The organism is Bacillus sp. BD59S (genome assembly GCF_007363175.1).
In the GTDB taxonomy this organism is placed as follows: Bacteria; Bacillota; Bacilli; order Bacillales; family Bacillaceae_G; genus Bacillus_A; species Bacillus_A pacificus.
Genome location: NZ_CP034686.1, coordinates 3,925,036 through 3,942,797 on the forward strand (window position 1 = coordinate 3,925,036; position 17,762 = coordinate 3,942,797).

Consider the following 17,762-nt stretch of genomic DNA (forward strand, 5'->3'; position numbering starts at 1 on the left):
AACAAAAGAAACCCAAACCTAAAAGGCTGAGTTTCTTTGTTCTTCTCTTTCTTGATATTCTTTCGTATATCGATAAGTACCGCGCGCCACATCTCTTCCCTCTAAGATAACAGGAACTTCCACAACTAAATCACCACCAAGCATTGGAATTACTCCGCCGCCAGACGATTCAGACGAATAATTAACTACTTGATTCGATACGCTACTTGCCATAGCTTGTCTGCTATTAGACATATTTCCATATACACCACTCATAACAGTTTTCAAGCCTGATAATTGATTCATAGAACTAGCCATCATACGACTCATATCACCCATTAATTGATTCATAGTTCCAGTAATACCAAGTGATTTTTCTTTTGATGATAAAGGTGTAACCGTAATGGAATTACCTTTCTTAGTAAATAATTCTGGTCCGGCTTCTCCAGTAATAAATGAACCATCACCTACAGGCTTTCCGCCCTTAGCAAGCATCGGTACATATGGAATCGTAGGAGCGCTCACACCAGGGATTCTATTCAATAATTGTGCTGGTGTATTAAATGCATAAATGAATTTATTTATCATATAAATAAGTCCGTTAATAGCCGCTTTTATACCACTTTTAATTCCACTCCACACAGCCAGTATAGCTGATTGCATACCTTGGAACGCGCCAATAACAGCCCTTGTTACCCAGTTTACAGGTGTCATAATTGCATCTGTCAATCCACTCCATATTGATGCTGCTGTATATCTAATCCCATCCCAAATACTCGCAAGAGTAGATTTAATACCATTCCATACACTGACGCTTGCACTACTAATCATATTCCAAACTGTTGAAATAGCCTCTTTAATGTTATTAAAAATAGACCTCGCTATAGAAACGATTGAATTCCATAAACTAGATAAGTAGTTTGTTACAGCGTTCCATACCGCACTTGTAGTAGAACTAATCGTGTTCCATGTATTTATAATCCATCCTTTTATCGAATTAAAAATTGGTACCACGAATGCAACTATTCCATTCCAGCATGATTGCAAGAAACTCTTAATTGCATTCCATACATTTACTGTTGTTGTACTGATTGTATTCCACACCGCAATAATCCAAGACTTGATTTGCTCAAAAATCGGCATAACAAATGCTACAAGTCCATTCCAACAGGAAACTAAGAAATTCTTAATCGTTTCCCATACAAAACTTGTAGTAGAACTAATGGTATTCCAACATTCAGAAATAAAATTCTTTATACCTTCAAATATTGGTGTAGCAAAGTATAAAATAGCTGTCCAAATCGCTTGTAAGTATTGAGTAATGAAATTCCATACAGTTTGAATCACTGTAGAAATACCATTCCAAATCATAGAGAAGAAATCAGCAATCCCTTGTAAAATAGGAGTTAAAAAGGCAACTAAACCATTCCATGTCTCTTGGAAGAAGGTTGAAATAGAAGTCCATACTTCGGTGAAGAAAGTTGCTATTCCTTGTAAAACAGAAGTAAGGTATTCCACAATTCCATTCCAAATTTCCATACAGAAATTAAAAATAGAAGTCCAAATACCAATGTATGCTTCTAAAATGGCGGTTCCCCAAGTTACAACAAACTCAACTATTCCATTCCATAAGCCTATTAAAAACTCCTTAATTGAGTTCCAAACTTCCGACGTAGTTTCACTAATACTATTCCATGTTTCGCTTGCCCATTGTACTATGCTATCCCATATTCCTACTAAGAACTCTCCAATTGCATTCCAAGCATCAATGGTCCATTGCCTTATAGAATCCCAATTTTTATAAATAACTACCCCTAAAGCGACAACAGCCGCTACTATTATTGGAATAAGAGCAATCCATCCTGTCATTGCCCACCCTATACTCGTTATGACAGCAACAATTGGCGCTAACGCCATAAACGCTCCTGAAATCACACCAATTGCTACTGCTATAGCTGCTAATGTAGCCGCTAACTTTGGATTATTAGAAATCCAATCCGCAATTTTAGCAACAACATCAGCTATAACTCCGAGAACAGGTTTGAGAGCCATTTGTAAATCTTGCATCGCTTTTTGAAACTTAACTGCTGGATTTGCATCCATTTTCTTAATGGAATCATTCAATTTATCTTGTTGCTTCCCAAAATCAATTGTTTTATCTTTTGCACCTAGTAAAGTGTTAATGATATTTTGTCCTTGATCTTCATACATCGTACCAAAAAATTTAACACCTAGTTCATTACGTTTTGTTTCGTCATCGACCTCTGATAAAGCCTGCGCAATTTCAGTCATAGCTGCGGAACCTTCTTTACCACCGTTAGCTACAGCTTTCCCCCACTTTTCAACTTGTTCTGCTGAAATTTTTGTACCCTCAAGAGCTTCTGTCATAGCTTTATCGACACCTTGACCGAATTCAGCTGCTTTAATACGCCCTTCTTTCAGGCCATCTAAGAGATTATCAATCATTTAGATTCAACGTGATTCGCAACGTCACGCCCGTTCTCTTATGAACTGCTATACGTCACCGCATAGATTAGACTATATCTTCAACTACTTGAGTTGCTCCCCATTTCGAGTGTCATATGCTTACACCCTACGTCTTTCGACTAGTCGTTGCACGTTCCTTAATTAAAAGGCTTCGCTCAGTATTGTCTCATTTGAGAGTTTCACTGAATTAAAGGAGTTTTTCATTGTATGTCGCCATACAAGGGAACTATAATCTAATTCCAGGTTCCTGTTTCAACCCCAGCTTCCATAATCGCTTGTACTTCTTCAGCGTTATATCCTGCACGTGTCAGTTGCCCACCATATTCAGCGATAATATCTAATTGTTCTGGTGGGAATCCTATTCTAAGTAAAGCATCAGCCATACTAAGAGCGCCATCTTGCGAAATCCCTAATTCATTTCCAATTTCATTCGTTTCTTGGATTAACTCAGTAAAATCTATCCCTTCATAAGATTGAGCAATTGTCGCTGCGCCTTTTACGATTGCTGCATTCGCTTCATCACTTACGTCTTTATTTAAAGCCCATTGTCTTCGTACACCTGCAAGAGATTCCTCAGCATCTAATCCATAAGCCGAAATACCTCTTACAGCTTCTTCAACTGATTTTTTCGATGACTCTGGAACATCAAAAGCGATATCAATCTTTGTTTGTAGCTTTGACATATCCATCGATTTTTCAATAGCGGCTGCAATTCCGCCACCTGCCGCCATTCCACCAATGACATTTTCTAATCCTATTTTTAAGCCCTCAAATTTCTTCTCTGTTCTACCAGCCTCTTGCTGTAAGTCTCTTAACTCATTTCGTACTTGTTGAATAGAATTACCAGAATCTACAGATCGTAGCGCTCGCTGTAATTTTTCAATGTCACCTTCTGCTCCTAACGCCTCACGACCAATAAGACCAATCGCTTGGTCTAATTGTCTACTTGTTGCTGTTCCGCTTTTAATTGCATTCACAAGACGATTCCCTAATGCTCCTGCAAAATCATCAACACTTTTCCCAGTTGCGCTAAACAATGTTTCTAATTGCCTTGTGGAACTCGCTACATTATCTTGCTCAGCCTTCATATTTCCAAGCTTATTTTTCAGACCATTAAGAGACCCTTCTGTAAATTCAATTTCACGCCTAAAAGCGCGATATTGTTCTTCAGAAATTTTACCGTTTTGAAATTGGGCTTGTACCTGCTGTTCTGCTGCCTTTAATTTATCTAATTTCTGCGTTGTATTTTCTATTTGTTGTGTGAGTAACTGTTGTTTTTGAGAAAGTGCCTCAATATTCCCAGGGTCAAACTTTAGTAACCGTTCAACATCTTTCAACTCTTTTGTTAAATCATTACTACGTTTATTTACGTCTTTTAAAGCATTTTGAAGACCTGTGGTTTCGCCACCAATTTCAATCGTAATACCTTTAATTCTTCCTGCCATTTTCTCACCCCTTTCTTAGAATGAATCGAAGTCTTTTTGATTTGCTTTTCTAACTTTTTCTTTGTCTGGATTCTCCATTTCAGCGAATTCAGCAATATAGTCAAAACAATCACCAATTGTCATATCTTCTAAATCCCAACTCGTTAGTTTCGCTTTATAACAAAGAGCAAGGAACGTATCAGTGGTTAATTCTTCATCACTGAACGTCCCTTGCTCTCCATTACTTTTCTTTATTTTTTTTTTGCACCCATCGTACTTTGAATCATGTCCATAATTTCTGGAAGAATCTCAGAGATAGGGAACTCATCAAAACCATCTAACCATGTAATTGGATCAGCAATTTCTGGATTTGCTGCTTTCGCATATAGCCAAACTAGATCATAAACAACCTCAAAATCTACTTTACTTAAATCTGCATTCGATAAATCAATAGTAGCGCCAGCTTGAGGATTTGAAGGAGCAATAACTCCTAATTTAAGCATATCTGCAAACAAATCACGTCTAAATTGTGCTTTATACTTTTTAACTGTTGCCGCCGTACTTTTTAATCTGACTTGTTTTCCGTCTATTGTAATTGTCTTTTCCATTTACTATTACGCTCCTTTTGGTAATGCTGGTACTTTTGTATAAACTTTTTTGTACCAATTATCATAAATTTCTTGTTTTGATTTAGTTGTAGTTTTCGTTTTAACCATACGTTTTCCATTAATATCAATAGGGCTTGATACAAATTTAAGCTCATTTGTATTTGGCTCTGCTGAATTAGTTTTCGTTTTAGATGCAAGTGTTGGACGACTCGCTGCACAGTTAAACATAACGTGTCGTGTCGCTCGTACATCTCCGTCAAATTCAAATAACAACGCAAATGGTTTTCCTTTCGCGTCAGCTAATTCGTTTAACACACCATCTTCTTCGTCTAATTCCTCTCCTAATGCATCGATTGCAAATTGTTCTGGAATAGTCGCAATAGATAGCGTCCCATCATAACCTTGGTTATTACTAGCTGCATAGTAAAGCATGTCATCAGCGTAAAATTCAATTAAATCCCCTCGTGGATCAAACGTTAATTCAACTGCACCTGGTAATCGAATCGGTGTACTAAAGGTAACTACACCATCTTTAATATCATAAAGTGCATAGTGGACGTTTTTCAGACCAAAGGCTACTTTGTTTTCATTCATTTATATCAACCTCGTTTCGTATATTTTTTGATACATTTTTTCAGATTCAATAAAAGTCCCATACGAGTCATAAGGAATCTCATAATCGTCTAGGACTTTTTCAAGTTTTGCTTCTGCACCTAAGTCTTTTTTAGTTGTGTAAAGTTCAATATTCGCATCGTCTATCTTGTGATAAACCTTGTTATCAGCCATTAAATTTGATGATCCGTCCACAAGGATACAAATATAAGGTGGCGCTGGCACTGGTTTACCCGGCGTTGCTATGAAATGCGAATAAGCCACAGGATAACCTGTAGCCTCAAGGATTTTTATTAATTCACCTAATGTCATTATTCAAGCGCCCTTTCAATCCGTCTTGGTAATTCATTAATTACATACTCTTCAACTGGACGAATATGCACTTGAGCCGGAACACGTCCACCACCAGCCTTTGCATGACCATTTTCCAAAAGATGCGTGAGTTGTCCTTTTGTATTATGGACAACAACACTATTACCCTCTTTCTTCTTACGCCACCCTTTACGATAAGCACCTGTTTTTTTAGGACCACTTTGACTTAATTTACTTACAGCTTGATCAGCTACTTCTTCTTGTGCTGTCAGTAATTCTTCTTCCACAACATTTGCATATCTTTGTAATTCTCTAGCAAGTTCGCTCGCAAAATCGTTCATATTAAACATGCTCCTTTGCGATAATAGTCAATGTTTGATACATTTCATCATCATTCATTGGCGGTTCGATAATATCAAAGATACGACCTTTCATATTAATTCGCATTAATTCTGTAATACCTGTTGTATAAGGAATTACAAACCGATAAATTCGTGTGGACTGTGAAGCTGAAGCTTCAATATACTCCGAACCTTTTACCGTTTTTATCATTGCCCACGCTTTTTTTACTTCTTGCCAATTACCTGTTTCAACTTCTTGATTCAAATCATCTTTTATTACTTCAGGTTGTTCAATGATAATTCGATTTCTACAATCACCTGTATTCAGTGGTTTCTTGTACTGAAAAGGACGCATATTAATCACCGTCCAACTTAATTTCTTCTAATGCTTTATCGATTCCTAAACTATTAATTTGACTTAAAAAATTCTTGTCAAAATACTCTAATGCATCGTTATAAACATAACGAGAGCGTTCAAAGACTAATTCCTTGAACTCCTCGTCATTATTTATATCATAACTTCCACAAATCCTAAGTAATGCCTTATTAGATGTAGAAAGGATGCGCTTTAGGTTATCATCTTCATCATCACCCAAGTGCATCCTATCTTTAAATTCTTGTAATATTTCAGTTGAAATCACTGTATCCATTCACATCATTCCTTATTTAGTTTCTGGAGTTGTAGGTGGTGTGAAAGAAATGTTCAAGTCATATACAAGAGCTGCTTTATTATCTTTTGGTTTACCATTAGCAAACTGTTTGATTGTATAAAGCGTAGCATCTTCGAAAGCTAACGTTTGATCAAATTCTTTTAATTTATATCCTCCTGCAATTGCAGCAATATATTGTCCTTTTACAAAGAATAATGCTTTACCAACAGGGACTTCCTCACACTCAACAGGTTTAATGTTATAAGGCAATGCCATTACCCATTGACCTGTTGATGTCTGGATTGTATTACGTGCTTGTACACCAATCGCATCAATCGGGTTAACTACCATTACAATTTTATTTAATACTTTTCTAGATTTTCCTTTTGCATCAACAGATAAAGCTTTTACTACTTCATAAAGTTCACCTGCTACAATTTCCCCTTTATCAGACGGAGCAAATGTTAATTTACCAGAAGATTTTTTATCAGTAACAGCGCCTGTTTCTGGATTTACATCTTTCATTAAACCAACAGGTTGGTGTGCTACAGATCCGCCACCATTAATAAAACCAAATTCTAGACCGACGGAATATGTTTCTACTAAAACAGTTCGAACATAACGTTCAATCCATTCCGGTCCAAGCTCCTTCATATCATTCGGAATTGCTGCAAATGCTGTTAATTTAAGTTGGCCAATTTTTTCTTGCTTGAAGATGGCATCAATTTGCCCACGGATTTCACCAAATAATTCGCCCCATACATACGCCTTCGTTGCATCAGAATAAATAAACTTCGTAACTGCTCCTAAATCTTGCAAACCAATTTCAGCTAATAAGGGATGTTCTGTAACTAAATCTTCAAACACACGCTCTTGAGTCGTTACAGGAAGGATTGATCCATCTGTAAATCCACCTTCTTTAACAACTGCATTAAAGAATTTTGTTTCTGCTGAAGTTAAAACATTTTGACCACGTTGCTGCAAAATCGAACGATCAAGCATGTCGTTATTTACTTGTTCACGAACTGTATTTGCTACATCTGTTTGTAGTGCATCAAAGAAACCTTCAAATGCTGCTGTTTGTTCTTGTTCTGTACTTTCCGCGTTAGTTAAAGTGTCCGTCAATTTTGCTTTTGCCTTATTAAATGCTTCAGATTTATTAAATTTAATAACCATTATGTGTTTCCCCCAATTTTTATAATTTTAAAAGGAGACCTTTAATCCCACTGTTTTTTACAGGTTTAGGATTAGGCTCCTTTGGTTGTTCTTCTATATTGTTTTGTAAATCATTCAGGATTTCATTTTTTAACCCTGATAATGCAGCGTTTAAATCTTCTTTTGTAATCCCGCCAGTTTTACCTTTATTAAATGTTCCATTTCTAAAACCATCGATAACTTTCTGCGGAAGCATGGCAGCAGTAGCAGTTGAAGCTGTCATTTTAACTGGATTGTCCATAAACATGATTTCATCCACAAAATTATTTTCTAATGCTTGTTGTGGGCCCATCCAAGTTTCTTCAGCCATCATATTAAGTAGTTCTTCTTCTGATTTACCACTCTTAATGACATAGGCATTTACAATTGCTCGATCTGTTGTCTTTAACATTTCAGCCGCTTTTGACATATCACGATGATCTCCACCATTCCACATAGAAGCATTATGAATCATGATTTGTGCTGTTGGTGAAATGCGAACCTTATCTCCAGCCATCGCGATTACAGATGCTGCACTTGCTGCTAAGCCGACGATTTGAACTTCAACTTGGCCAGGATAATTTTTTAATGCCGTATAAATTTCTGATCCTTCGTGTACATAACCGCCTGGGCTATTAATTGATACGATGATATCTTCTCCATTAGCATTAGTAAGTTCTTTTGCGATTCTTCCTGGACTTGTCGCATCCATTTCAAACCATTCATAAATCCAAGCTTCATCACTTGAAATGATTGGACCTTTAACCTCAATTTTCACTGTCATTTTCTTTCTCACCTCCTTCGGATTGAGTTAACCTTGTATAGTTTTTCGTAATATGATGTGTGTTTAAGTTAGGATCATCAGAAACTTCATATCCTACTTCTAATCGAATTTCATTCCCTGTAAATGCACTTGAAGAAATGAGTTTATCGATACTTGTCGCAAGATCAAATATACTTTGATAAGAAACGGCCTTAATTTCAATCTTTTGGCCTGAAAGGTACTCTTCTTGTTCAAAAAATTTAACATTTGCTTCATCTGAAATCTTTTTTAATAATGGTTTCACTGTGAAAAGCATGTAATTTTTCGTTTGCTTTTCTACATCAGCCATTTCCCCATATAACAAAGCAGTCGGAATACCAAAAGCCATTGCTACTTGATTTAAGAAGCCATTCGTTACTTTATTGATTTCCTCCACACTCTGACCAGAATTCCCCCCAGCTGAGGTTTCAGCATACTTAAAACCTGGTTGTTGCGGAATAATAGCAACGTCTTTTTCTCCAATCGCTTTATACATGTTATCAATGAACTCTTGCAGCTTTGATTGGTGTTCTTTGCTCTTTGCAGCAAGCATGTCCATATCAACTGTTCCGCGAATTTGATTTTTACGCTTTTGAGAACTTAATATTCTACCAAATAAATCACCATAATCAGCAAACAAACCATCAATAAGAGGTGATAACTTGTCATTCCGATATCTTAAATGAATGACTTCACTTTGTTTAAAACTTCTTTTAAACTGATAATCTTTTACTGTGACATTTGTAAAAGTATCTTCAAACACAGCATATTCGTTATGTTCAAAGTCATCAGCAATAAGTAGATCACCATCATCAGCTTGTATAATTAGAGATTCATTATCATAAATAAGTTTGTAAATGAACCTTTCCCAAAAGGTACTTGCGGTCATATTCTTATTAGGTCTAACATTTAATCGGTAGTAAAGCTCATTTTTTTCAAATTCTTCACGGTTTTTCACTCTAAATTCTGACTGGCTGATTGTTCTACCTAAAAATGATATACAGGTATCAATTGCTAGTCGTTTCATGTGTACTCTATTTGCTTTCTCAATAAACATTTCCACATCAAACATAAATCCTACTTCACTATTTCTTTTGAATACCGCATCCAGCCATCCAATGATTCTCACCCCCTTTATTAGAATTTAATACCATCTAGCATAAAGTCGAATTCATCCACGAGAATGTTATCCGCTTGCCATAGTGCATGAATAAAAGCTTGGAATCCATCCGTTTTGCGCTTAAATTCATCTTTTTTCAAATATTCTTTGTTGCCGTCTTTTTTGATGTGGACGTAGACGTTGTTGGTGTACCAACGCATTAATGGATTATCTCCAAAAATAATACGATTGTTTGCAAATAACGTTTCGACCCTTGGAGCTAATAAAGAATGAATAGCTTTTGGATTACGAATGTATAACAATGTGAATCCTTCAGCTTCAAGTGCCGTTTTAACAAGATCAAGACGGAAAGTATCGGCTACAATCGTATTAACACCGTATAACTCACGCATTTCTACAAACCAATCTACAATGTGAGAAATATTAATTACAGGTTCATCCACAATAGTTAACAAACCCTTTTCAGCCCATTCATAAATTGGTGCTTTTAATTTCACCTTATCTAAGAATCCTTTTCTTACAAATGAATGACTTTTCCAAATATAATCCTCACCATGTTTAAATAGTAAACCGACCGCCGCGAAGTCTTTGATGCTGGCGAAATCCAGTCCACCCACAGCTACTTTGTGTTTTAAATCTGGAACTTCTCTGAGTGTTTCTCCATCCTCTTCAAAACCAGTACGCATGATTTCTTCCCATGAAGCTACAGACTTTGTTAGGTCTGTTTCGGGATAGTTCATACGTTTTGTTATGAACTCTTCACGGTTTGAAGGATTATTTTCTAATTGTTTATATTGGGTTAATACCTTTTTAAATAATTGTTTAGCATAAGAACTTCTTGGCTCACTAAACATCGGATTCGCTTTTTCCCACAAATCAGGATTATCAATTTCTTCTGGATTATCAATCTTGCAAATGAAAGGAAACAACGGATCTTCTAAATCTTTTCCCTTTAGAATATTCATCGCTCGCTCTTTCGTCTTATCCAGAAATCCGTCGCGAACAAATCCATCTGTACCAATAAAAAATTCTCTAGCATTTGGCACTTTTCCAAGTCCGCTAGAGAATACATTTACTACATCAAAATTTTCATATCGATGAATTTCATCGTAAATAACACAACCGTCACGAAGTCCATCCTTAGAACCAGCATTAGATGTATGATATTGCATAATACTTTGGGTATCATTACTAAGTATTTCAACCTTAGTACGATAAAACATATCTTCTAATATTTCTTCCCCTTTAATAGCATCATAGACCTCACGGAAAGACACTTTTGCTTGCTTCTCATTGTTGGCCACAATTGAAACATTGTATCGATCTATTCCATGCAGCGGACTAATAAAGAAATGACATAACGATGAAATTAAACCATTTTTACCGCCACCACGAGCCATCATAATTAAAAATTGCTCATAAAAAACAGAATCGTCTTCTTTATAAAAAAGAAAAACAAATGCTGTTAGGAATTTTTGAAACGGCTGCAATTCAAAATACCATTTCTCAGTAAATTTTATATAGTCCTCATGCATTTCATTATCGAAATACAAATCATCACGTACGAAGATGTATTTCTCCAGGTACTCAATTAGCATTATGCGCTCTTTATTTAGCTTAATTTTCCCTGTTCGATACATCTCAATATATTCGATAACATACTGATTTTGAATCATGTCAAATCTTTCGCAGAGCGCTTAGGTTTTAAAGGTGTTTTCTGTTCTTCGGCCGACGCTTCCAAGCCAAGTGCATCCAAAATCTTTATCATTCGATCATTGGTTTTATGTAAATCATTAATAGAAGGATTGGATTTCGGACCGTGCATGCCAGATACTTTTATTCCTGTTTCTTCAATATCATCAACAAGAATACACTTTAAATCCCACAACGATAAATAGTCTTGAATTAAGTCAGTATAATGATTACCTATAATCTTTTTTTCTTTCAATTGATTTGTTAAGTCCTTTTCAATCCTTTTTCTCATTGTTTCACGCTTTACTCTAGCCACAATATCCCTCCCTTCTAATTTACATCGTTTTCCAATTTGATATAACGCGCGAATTTGCTTATAAATTTAGAAAATCGACCCCCTCCTCCGGTGCCCCTTAGAGCATTTTTTGACGAAATTTTTTAAGGGGGGGTGTTATAGTTGATTCTTTTTTACCACTTTTCATCATGTTCCCATTTATTCTGTTTCTTTTCGAATACTCTACCGTGTTCTTTATTATGGCAATCCACACAGACTGTTTCTAGATTATCCATTTCTAATGCAAGTTCTGGATGATGTTCTAGTTCTTTTATATGATGGACAACAAGCTGTATCTTCTTACGCTTGGCACTCTCACTGTATTCATTTGTATCTGTTTGAACCCGACCGTTTCGTTTACATTCCTGACACTCATAGTTGTCACGCTTCTTTACTTGTTCACGTATACTCTTCCACTCACCACTGTCATAGAACTTACGCTTTTGTTGTTTGGTTTTGTATTGCTTCACTGTTCTTCATCTTCTAATATCTTATGAATGAATTTGCTTACAACACTTTCACTAGCTTCCCTCATTTGATTTAGTGTTGAGTTATTGACTATGTTATCTAATTCATTCTCTATTTGTTTAAATATATCATTACCTTTATCACGTTCTCCCTGACTTAAACCTTGAATGAATGCACTAAGAGCAATCGCTACCTCTAGTTTAGTTAGTTCCATTTACCTTAACTCCTTACTATTAATGAATTCATCCATTGCCTTACCAAGCAAACTAATCATCGCTTCTCTCTTTTGCTTTGGTGTTGTGTTATCTTCTAACTCATTAAAGATTGGAATTGCACTTTCTAATTTCTGTTTATCGATACGCTCATTTACAAGATCCTGTCCTAACATGGCAATGAATGTTCCAATTGCAACCGCTTGTTCTTGTTTAGTTAGTTTCATTCTTCGTCATCCTTTTCAATTAAATGTTCAAGACCTTTTAATGCTTCTTCACCATTCACATATATCGTTATATTTTTTAAAATAGAAATTACATCATCTAATGATTGGATTTTATTCGGATCAATCTTATATTGCTTTATAGGTTTTAATACTAATGTTTTAGATTCCATCCTTCATCCTCCTCCAAAATAAAAAGAGCAGCAAATTAGCTACTCTACTTCTTCCACATACCAAATATTACGCAAATACTTTCCTCCACTCGGTATGACCTCGTTCTTTTGTACTACCTTTCTAATTAGATACTTCTTGTTTAATGTTTCTAGTGCATCGATAACTTGGTACAGTTCATCTAAGGATGTAATTTGCTTTTTATATTTGCTCATTTCTTCTTGCTCCTTCTCATCCTTTATAGATTTCAATTGTGCCATTTCCTTTTCAACCATCTTATCAATGGGATCATGAACTACAATTAAAGTAGGTTTGAATTGTTCGTGATTAGTACCTTTGCATAATTGAATGATTTGTTGAAAAAGAACCTTAACATCATATACAAACATCTTAAATATCCTAAACATACGAACCACCACCTCTTAATCCAAAATAAAAAGCACCCGAATGGATGCCTTTCTTACAAATATTCATTTATGTCTCAATTATGGTACGTGAAGTTTTATTCTTTTTCCAGTTACCTAATGTTTTTTGCGCTCATCTGCCCCTAAGTTATTAAGGAACTGGAAGAAGAGCAAAAGCTCTTCTCCGTTTACACAACAGATTTTGACTTTGGCATTGAAAACAAGAAACAACATCTCATTCAATCCTCAACCATCACCCATAGCCTAACGATCCATTTGAATTATAAAGGAACGTGAAAAATGTTTTCCGCCACTTCTCACAATACAAATATATCACGTTGATTTCAAAACAAACGGCACATTTCCTGCCAAAAAGCGGTCACGACTCTGCCACTTAATTTACATCTCTCCATTTTATATTTGAAGCGGTAGTCTTAACTATTTTTTCGTTTTTCCACAACTTCTTAATAACATAAATACTTTGAAGGATTTCTACTACCTCTCCATTTTTTGATGTCATTTTATTTTCATATATCATTTTTTCATTCGCTAATGTTGTGTACTCTACTTGCAGAATTAACGTAGGATAAATCATAGTATTATGAGATTTCATTGGAATATATATTTCTTCGTCATTATTCAGTACATAAAGCTCTAAGTCCATATACTTTTCTTTTTCAGTGGAGTTTTGTTTTATTCCTTGTATTCTTAATCCAAAGCAGGGATTTGGGCTTATATTTTTTATCTTCAAAAAGTTAGGTCGCAATTTAATTTCATCAGTTATTCCACTTTCTTCAACCTTAATTTTTGCTAGCTGCTCTTCTAACTCATCAGTAACAACTATTTTCGATCCTTTTTTAAAAACCCCATCATTTAGATTAGCTGCCACTCTTAAAACTTCAACGTATGCCCTTACCCCTACCTTTTTACTCTTGTTGGTAACATATGTATTAACTCCTAATGCTATAATTGCTCCAATAAAACCCCACATTGGTCCAATTTTAGTAATATAATTTAATATTTCTTCTCCCATATAAATAGCACTCTCCCTAAAATTAATACAATTTAATATACAACATCGTAATTTTATCATATAAACCCTTTACTTAGTTACCCATATCTTATATTGTGTGTAACTGACCCCTTCGCCGAATCCCTTGGTATCATTGACTTAATTAAACTTTACCTTTTGAGTTACACAGTACAAAATTTATGAGTAACTGTATAGATTTAAAAAGAAAAAGCAATGCTTAGATTTTAAATCTAGTCATTGCTTTATCCATTGCATCTTGGTTTACCCCTATATAACGTAATGTGACCTTCTCTGACGAATGATTGAATATCTCCATAAGTAATGCTATGTTTTTTGTTTGCATGTACATATGATACCCGTACGTCTTTCTAAGCGTATGTGTTCCTATTTCATCTAATCCAAACTCTGCGGCTGCTCCGCTTAATATCTTATATGCCATACTACGACCAATTGGGCGATTCCTACCTTGTCTACTTTGCAATAAGTACTCATTATCTTCTCTTTCTTCAATAAACCATTTAAGCTCTCTTTTCAGTGCTGCAGTAATTTGTATTCGTTTCTGTTTCCCTGTCTTCTTTTCTCTCATAGATATATGACTACCTTTGACATCTCCTACCTTCAATTTCAAAATGTCCGAGATTCTTAAGCCTGTATTGATTCCCATAATGAAGAGAATGTAATTACGTAAGCTCTTCTCCTTAAAATAATCTTTTAGCTGCTGTATTTGCTCTGGATCACGTATTGGTTGAACAAAATTCATTATTCATTACCTCCCGTTTCTTCTGTCTCGTAAATTTCTAATCCAAGTGCAAAAGCAAGTTTATAAAACGCTTTAGACTTCCAACGTCGATAAGTGCGCTCTGACATCCCTATTTCGTTGTAAACCATGTAATCACATACGTCCTCTTCTTCTAAATAACGTTTATAAATAATATCCCTTTGAATAGTTCCTGCGCGTCCGTTTCCTAATCGAGTTAAAAATTGATCAATACGTAATGACATTCTCTCAAGCCATTCTTCTCGTTTACTTTGTTGAATATTTGCTATAGCAACATCTTCTAACGGTTTTCCGACTGTATGTGTAGGACCATGCTCACGAATTTCATAAGAAGGAGTGACTTTCATTTCTTTACGCATCATCCCAAATTGTCTATGTATACGTACGCTTTCCAACACACCTTCTAATTCCTCTTGTGTTGCTACTCTATCGATTTTTGGTAAGAAAGATAATTGTTTAGTCATGTAAGACCACTCCTTTTTATTTTTAAATTACTTTTGTCTTAACGCTCCACGTCTGCGTTCATAACGCGGTCCACGAATCCCCATTAAATCCTCTATATCACGCGTACTTAACTTCTCTTTTTTTCTTTTCTTATTTTTCTTCTTTCCTTGTTTTGATTGCTTTTTCCACTCACGTAATTGATCTCTTAGCACCTTCATTTCCCCATCTCCCTTTTCAAAATAAAAAGGACACCTATTCCTAAAACAGCTGTAATTGCTGCTTTAATGAATTGGTGTCCTCTAGTTTTCTAGCCGGACTATATTTATTTGCTTTTAGCCTTCTTGCTTCCCTTATAAAATCCATAACGATGATCGACCTCTGAAATAAAAATTACAAGTACCATAATGATTCCCGCTTGTATGAAGCTTTTTGAATTACTAAAGGTCACGAACATAATGATTAAGTAAAGAGCCCAATACATTCCGAAAAACTGTTTACTATTCATTTTCTATTCCTCCAGTATTGCTATTTTATAATTCCAGCTTGTACAAAGATGTTTCTCCAAGCTTTATTAACTTGATGCTTCTCCACTTCTTTTGTGCGACGAGCAATTGCTTTTCTAATTTTTCTTTTCTTTAAAGCTTTCATTCTCCCAACCTCGCTTTCTATTATTAGTCATTCCACTTAAAATGAATGTAATGTTCGTAGTAAGATCCACCTAAAAGGCTCTTCCTTTCTTCTTTCTTAAATTCAACTTTCACACCGTCCATCAATTCTTGTAACTTTTCTATAAAAATTTTCGAAAGCATCATATGTTTATCTGGATTATCATAACGAATTTGATACTTATAACCTGAATATCCCTTTCCAGCACTTTCGATTATTGCCGATTCCATTTCCCCTGCAAATTCCAATACTTTTTCATCTATTGTTTTTTCTTGGATTTCTTTCAAATTCTCCACTAATGACATTTTCATTCTCCTTTTCTACAAGAGGATTATTTTGTTGAGTTTTCAATTTCTAAATTTATAACTTCCGCATCATCTAACATAAGTAATAAACTTTCAACGACATGCTTTGATTCTGGATTGTTATACGTAAGGTAATTACCATCTACCTCTACAATTGTCATTACTCCCGAGTGAGTTAATTTTATATCCTTCATTTCTCTTCCTCCCTTGAATAAAACTCAATATTCCGTCAATACTGTAGACAACCCATTTCTATTACCTGAGCAGTTAGCTTTTGCTAGCTGCTCTTTTATTTTCACGAACTAATGAGACAAAGTTTCGAATCGTTACTTTACTGTATTTATATCTTCTACAAATCCGTTCTTCAATTTCTCTTATCCATTCAATACCGTTATATGTTTCAACTATATTCACGTGGGCATTTCCCCACTCCCAATGCCCACCTTCGTTACGAATAAACATATAAGAAACCCAATAGTCATATTCAGTCGTTCTCTCCATATCCATTCCCCTTTTCTACAAAATGAAATTTTTATACTAATCTTTCTCATAACCCATTCGTTCACCGATAAATCTTGCTATATTAACCGTTAAGCCGTTACCAGCCTGTGCATATAATTGATTTGATGATGTTACTTCTTTTGCTCGATCAAAGTATTCGTCAGGAATGCCTTGCAATCGCCACGATTCTCTTTCAGTAAGCCAATATAGTTTTCCATCACGCAGCGTACATTGTTCCCTGGATCTAAGTAATGTTTGTGCTACGCCGTGCCCTATGCGACCCCTTCTCGTTTTGGATGTCGGTACTGCTATATTAATAGCATCACCTACATGACCAATATCGTATCCTTTTATCGTGGCTTGTCTAACTTTTACATGTTCGTCAGTTACTTCTAATATGCAATCTTTATATTTCTCTGTATCAACTAAATATTCGCTTGATACGTTGTCCTCTAAGATATCCTGCAATGAATATTCTTTTCCTTCTTTGAGGGATTCCAACCTCTGTTGAGGTGATAACATCCCACTCCGCATCATACCCGACTCCATCCATTTCAGTGAGAATACGGGCAAAGTCCCATCCTTTATTGACTGATAATATGTTATCAACGTTTTCAAAGAGCAGGTAGGCAGGTTTCTTATGTTCAGGTACTTCTTTGATGAGCCGGATAACTTCTGTAAATAGTCCTGATCGTTCTCCTGCAAGTCCTTTTTGTTTTCCATTTTTGGAAATATCGGTACAAGGAAACCCTGCTGTCCAAATATCAGCCCTCGGAATAGTAGTTCCTTTTGCATTTCTGATATCATGTTCCGTCCACTCTCCTTCTGTATCATGCATTGCTTCATATGTTTTCCTTGCAGGTTTGTTCCATTCGCAGAAACCAATACAGGTATGCCCTGCTTGTTCTAATCCGATTCTCATCATCCCCACACCTGCGAATAAATCTATAAAAGTAAGACTCATATCACCACCTCGCTTTCTATTAAAATGAAGTTTTTGT

General features: G+C 35.6%; 26 protein-coding genes and 2 pseudogenes. All 28 read right to left on the reverse strand.

The features are described 5' to 3' along the window. Nucleotides 1-18: 18 nt before the first annotated feature. On the reverse strand, nt 19-2,445 hold the full coding sequence (locus EKQ63_RS22535) for a phage tail protein (RefSeq protein ID WP_143881508.1): 2,427 nt from the start codon (nt 2,443-2,445) through the stop codon (nt 19-21). Between the two features lie 257 nt (nt 2,446-2,702). Next, nucleotides 2,703-3,911, reverse strand: a pseudogene (locus EKQ63_RS22540) (DUF2207 domain-containing protein); the annotation flags it as partial. A 230-nt stretch (nt 3,912-4,141) separates the two neighbouring features. Beyond that, a complete protein-coding gene (locus EKQ63_RS22545; protein ID WP_143881509.1) occupies nt 4,142-4,498 on the reverse strand; it encodes a hypothetical protein in 357 nt (118 codons plus the stop codon). 6 nt (nt 4,499-4,504) lie between these two features. Then, nucleotides 4,505-5,092: a major tail protein gene (locus EKQ63_RS22550; RefSeq protein WP_073543549.1), complete on the reverse strand. Its 588-nt coding sequence runs from the start codon at nt 5,090-5,092 to the stop codon at nt 4,505-4,507. Continuing rightward, nucleotides 5,093-5,422: a hypothetical protein gene (locus tag EKQ63_RS22555; RefSeq protein ID WP_143881510.1), complete on the reverse strand. Its 330-nt coding sequence runs from the start codon at nt 5,420-5,422 to the stop codon at nt 5,093-5,095. After that, a complete protein-coding gene (locus EKQ63_RS22560; protein ID WP_143881511.1) occupies nt 5,422-5,763 on the reverse strand; it encodes an HK97 gp10 family phage protein in 342 nt (113 codons plus the stop codon). The genes EKQ63_RS22555 and EKQ63_RS22560 overlap by 1 nt, the downstream gene beginning before the upstream one ends. Nucleotide 5,764: 1 nt before the next feature. Beyond that, the gene (locus tag EKQ63_RS22565; protein WP_033693390.1) at nt 5,765-6,118 is read right to left on the reverse strand and encodes a phage head closure protein; all 354 of its coding nucleotides are present in this window, start codon (nt 6,116-6,118) and stop codon (nt 5,765-5,767) included. A 1-nt stretch (nt 6,119) separates the two neighbouring features. Beyond that, nucleotides 6,120-6,413, reverse strand: coding sequence for a hypothetical protein (locus EKQ63_RS22570; protein ID WP_143881512.1), 294 nt, complete (start codon nt 6,411-6,413; stop codon nt 6,120-6,122). Nucleotides 6,414-6,425: 12 nt separating this feature from the next. Then, nucleotides 6,426-7,589, reverse strand: coding sequence for a phage major capsid protein (locus tag EKQ63_RS22575; RefSeq protein ID WP_143881513.1), 1,164 nt, complete (start codon nt 7,587-7,589; stop codon nt 6,426-6,428). A 19-nt stretch (nt 7,590-7,608) separates the two neighbouring features. After that, nucleotides 7,609-8,391, reverse strand: a complete 783-nt coding sequence (locus EKQ63_RS22580; protein WP_143881514.1) for a head maturation protease, ClpP-related — start codon at nt 8,389-8,391, stop codon at nt 7,609-7,611. Further along, the gene (locus tag EKQ63_RS22585) at nt 8,375-9,481 is read right to left on the reverse strand and encodes a phage portal protein (RefSeq protein ID WP_050511386.1); all 1,107 of its coding nucleotides are present in this window, start codon (nt 9,479-9,481) and stop codon (nt 8,375-8,377) included. Before EKQ63_RS22585 ends, EKQ63_RS22580 begins: the two co-directional genes overlap by 17 nt. A 65-nt stretch (nt 9,482-9,546) precedes the next feature. Beyond that, nucleotides 9,547-11,205, reverse strand: coding sequence for a terminase TerL endonuclease subunit (locus EKQ63_RS22590; protein ID WP_143881515.1), 1,659 nt, complete (start codon nt 11,203-11,205; stop codon nt 9,547-9,549). Beyond that, the gene (locus EKQ63_RS22595; protein ID WP_143881516.1) at nt 11,202-11,537 is read right to left on the reverse strand and encodes a P27 family phage terminase small subunit; all 336 of its coding nucleotides are present in this window, start codon (nt 11,535-11,537) and stop codon (nt 11,202-11,204) included. Before EKQ63_RS22595 ends, EKQ63_RS22590 begins: the two co-directional genes overlap by 4 nt. Nucleotides 11,538-11,689: 152 nt before the next feature. Then, nucleotides 11,690-12,025, reverse strand: coding sequence for an HNH endonuclease (locus tag EKQ63_RS22600; protein WP_143881517.1), 336 nt, complete (start codon nt 12,023-12,025; stop codon nt 11,690-11,692). Next, nucleotides 12,022-12,237, reverse strand: a complete 216-nt coding sequence (locus tag EKQ63_RS22605) for a hypothetical protein (RefSeq protein ID WP_073543712.1) — start codon at nt 12,235-12,237, stop codon at nt 12,022-12,024. The genes EKQ63_RS22600 and EKQ63_RS22605 overlap by 4 nt, the downstream gene beginning before the upstream one ends. Next, nucleotides 12,238-12,462 (reverse strand): hypothetical protein, encoded by a 225-nt coding sequence (locus EKQ63_RS22610; protein ID WP_143881518.1) that lies wholly within the window; start codon nt 12,460-12,462, stop codon nt 12,238-12,240. Next, nucleotides 12,459-12,632: a hypothetical protein gene (locus EKQ63_RS29975; protein WP_190240621.1), complete on the reverse strand. Its 174-nt coding sequence runs from the start codon at nt 12,630-12,632 to the stop codon at nt 12,459-12,461. Before EKQ63_RS29975 ends, EKQ63_RS22610 begins: the two co-directional genes overlap by 4 nt. Nucleotides 12,633-12,671: 39 nt before the next feature. After that, on the reverse strand, nt 12,672-13,037 hold the full coding sequence (locus tag EKQ63_RS30390) for a hypothetical protein (protein WP_223290770.1): 366 nt from the start codon (nt 13,035-13,037) through the stop codon (nt 12,672-12,674). Nucleotides 13,038-13,428: 391 nt separating this feature from the next. Then, nucleotides 13,429-14,067, reverse strand: a complete 639-nt coding sequence (locus tag EKQ63_RS22620; protein ID WP_143881519.1) for a hypothetical protein — start codon at nt 14,065-14,067, stop codon at nt 13,429-13,431. 217 nt (nt 14,068-14,284) lie between these two features. After that, entirely contained in the window at nt 14,285-14,827 is a 543-nt protein-coding gene (locus EKQ63_RS22625) for a site-specific integrase (protein WP_001012146.1), read from the reverse strand. Next, nucleotides 14,827-15,309: an ArpU family phage packaging/lysis transcriptional regulator gene (locus EKQ63_RS22630; protein ID WP_098487824.1), complete on the reverse strand. Its 483-nt coding sequence runs from the start codon at nt 15,307-15,309 to the stop codon at nt 14,827-14,829. The genes EKQ63_RS22625 and EKQ63_RS22630 overlap by 1 nt, the downstream gene beginning before the upstream one ends. Nucleotides 15,310-15,336: 27 nt before the next feature. After that, entirely contained in the window at nt 15,337-15,507 is a 171-nt protein-coding gene (locus tag EKQ63_RS29980; RefSeq protein WP_081366284.1) for a hypothetical protein, read from the reverse strand. Between the two features lie 104 nt (nt 15,508-15,611). Continuing rightward, nucleotides 15,612-15,794 carry a hypothetical protein gene (locus tag EKQ63_RS22635; RefSeq protein WP_143881520.1) on the reverse strand — a complete coding sequence of 61 codons (183 nt, stop codon included), beginning with the start codon at nt 15,792-15,794 and terminating at the stop codon, nt 15,612-15,614. Nucleotides 15,795-15,814: 20 nt separating this feature from the next. Next, nucleotides 15,815-15,937 (reverse strand): DUF3983 domain-containing protein, encoded by a 123-nt coding sequence (locus tag EKQ63_RS22640; protein ID WP_048539310.1) that lies wholly within the window; start codon nt 15,935-15,937, stop codon nt 15,815-15,817. Between the two features lie 23 nt (nt 15,938-15,960). Further along, a complete protein-coding gene (locus tag EKQ63_RS22645; protein WP_143881521.1) occupies nt 15,961-16,260 on the reverse strand; it encodes a hypothetical protein in 300 nt (99 codons plus the stop codon). A 26-nt stretch (nt 16,261-16,286) separates the two neighbouring features. Next, nucleotides 16,287-16,454 (reverse strand): hypothetical protein, encoded by a 168-nt coding sequence (locus tag EKQ63_RS29985; protein WP_176520097.1) that lies wholly within the window; start codon nt 16,452-16,454, stop codon nt 16,287-16,289. Nucleotides 16,455-16,527: 73 nt separating this feature from the next. Next, nucleotides 16,528-16,761 (reverse strand): hypothetical protein, encoded by a 234-nt coding sequence (locus tag EKQ63_RS22650; protein ID WP_143881522.1) that lies wholly within the window; start codon nt 16,759-16,761, stop codon nt 16,528-16,530. A 36-nt stretch (nt 16,762-16,797) separates the two neighbouring features. Next, nucleotides 16,798-17,725, reverse strand: a pseudogene (locus tag EKQ63_RS30395) (DNA cytosine methyltransferase). Nucleotides 17,726-17,762 lie beyond the last annotated feature (37 nt).

Coding starts and splice junctions, on each gene's coding strand:
- EKQ63_RS22565 (WP_033693390.1), bottom strand. CDS start 6,118: ATGCGTCCTTTTCAGTACAAGAAACCACTGAATACAGGTGATTGTAGA.
- EKQ63_RS22630 (WP_098487824.1), bottom strand. CDS start 15,309: ATGACTAAACAATTATCTTTCTTACCAAAAATCGATAGAGTAGCAACA.
- EKQ63_RS29975 (WP_190240621.1), bottom strand. CDS start 12,632: ATGGAATCTAAAACATTAGTATTAAAACCTATAAAGCAATATAAGATT.
- EKQ63_RS22590 (WP_143881515.1), bottom strand. CDS start 11,205: ATGATTCAAAATCAGTATGTTATCGAATATATTGAGATGTATCGAACA.
- EKQ63_RS22585 (WP_050511386.1), bottom strand. CDS start 9,481: ATGTTTGATGTGGAAATGTTTATTGAGAAAGCAAATAGAGTACACATG.
- EKQ63_RS29985 (WP_176520097.1), bottom strand. CDS start 16,454: ATGAAGGATATAAAATTAACTCACTCGGGAGTAATGACAATTGTAGAG.
- EKQ63_RS22635 (WP_143881520.1), bottom strand. CDS start 15,794: ATGAATAGTAAACAGTTTTTCGGAATGTATTGGGCTCTTTACTTAATC.
- EKQ63_RS22605 (WP_073543712.1), bottom strand. CDS start 12,237: ATGGAACTAACTAAACTAGAGGTAGCGATTGCTCTTAGTGCATTCATT.
- EKQ63_RS22640 (WP_048539310.1), bottom strand. CDS start 15,937: ATGAAAGCTTTAAAGAAAAGAAAAATTAGAAAAGCAATTGCTCGTCGC.
- EKQ63_RS30390 (WP_223290770.1), bottom strand. CDS start 13,037: ATGTTTAGGATATTTAAGATGTTTGTATATGATGTTAAGGTTCTTTTT.
- EKQ63_RS22620 (WP_143881519.1), bottom strand. CDS start 14,067: ATGGGAGAAGAAATATTAAATTATATTACTAAAATTGGACCAATGTGG.
- EKQ63_RS22550 (WP_073543549.1), bottom strand. CDS start 5,092: ATGAATGAAAACAAAGTAGCCTTTGGTCTGAAAAACGTCCACTATGCA.
- EKQ63_RS22575 (WP_143881513.1), bottom strand. CDS start 7,589: ATGGTTATTAAATTTAATAAATCTGAAGCATTTAATAAGGCAAAAGCA.
- EKQ63_RS22570 (WP_143881512.1), bottom strand. CDS start 6,413: ATGGATACAGTGATTTCAACTGAAATATTACAAGAATTTAAAGATAGG.
- EKQ63_RS22625 (WP_001012146.1), bottom strand. CDS start 14,827: ATGAATTTTGTTCAACCAATACGTGATCCAGAGCAAATACAGCAGCTA.
- EKQ63_RS22555 (WP_143881510.1), bottom strand. CDS start 5,422: ATGACATTAGGTGAATTAATAAAAATCCTTGAGGCTACAGGTTATCCT.
- EKQ63_RS22560 (WP_143881511.1), bottom strand. CDS start 5,763: ATGAACGATTTTGCGAGCGAACTTGCTAGAGAATTACAAAGATATGCA.
- EKQ63_RS22535 (WP_143881508.1), bottom strand. CDS start 2,445: ATGATTGATAATCTCTTAGATGGCCTGAAAGAAGGGCGTATTAAAGCA.
- EKQ63_RS22580 (WP_143881514.1), bottom strand. CDS start 8,391: ATGACAGTGAAAATTGAGGTTAAAGGTCCAATCATTTCAAGTGATGAA.
- EKQ63_RS22645 (WP_143881521.1), bottom strand. CDS start 16,260: ATGTCATTAGTGGAGAATTTGAAAGAAATCCAAGAAAAAACAATAGAT.
- EKQ63_RS22545 (WP_143881509.1), bottom strand. CDS start 4,498: ATGGAAAAGACAATTACAATAGACGGAAAACAAGTCAGATTAAAAAGT.
- EKQ63_RS22650 (WP_143881522.1), bottom strand. CDS start 16,761: ATGGAGAGAACGACTGAATATGACTATTGGGTTTCTTATATGTTTATT.
- EKQ63_RS22610 (WP_143881518.1), bottom strand. CDS start 12,462: ATGAAACTAACTAAACAAGAACAAGCGGTTGCAATTGGAACATTCATT.
- EKQ63_RS29980 (WP_081366284.1), bottom strand. CDS start 15,507: ATGAAGGTGCTAAGAGATCAATTACGTGAGTGGAAAAAGCAATCAAAA.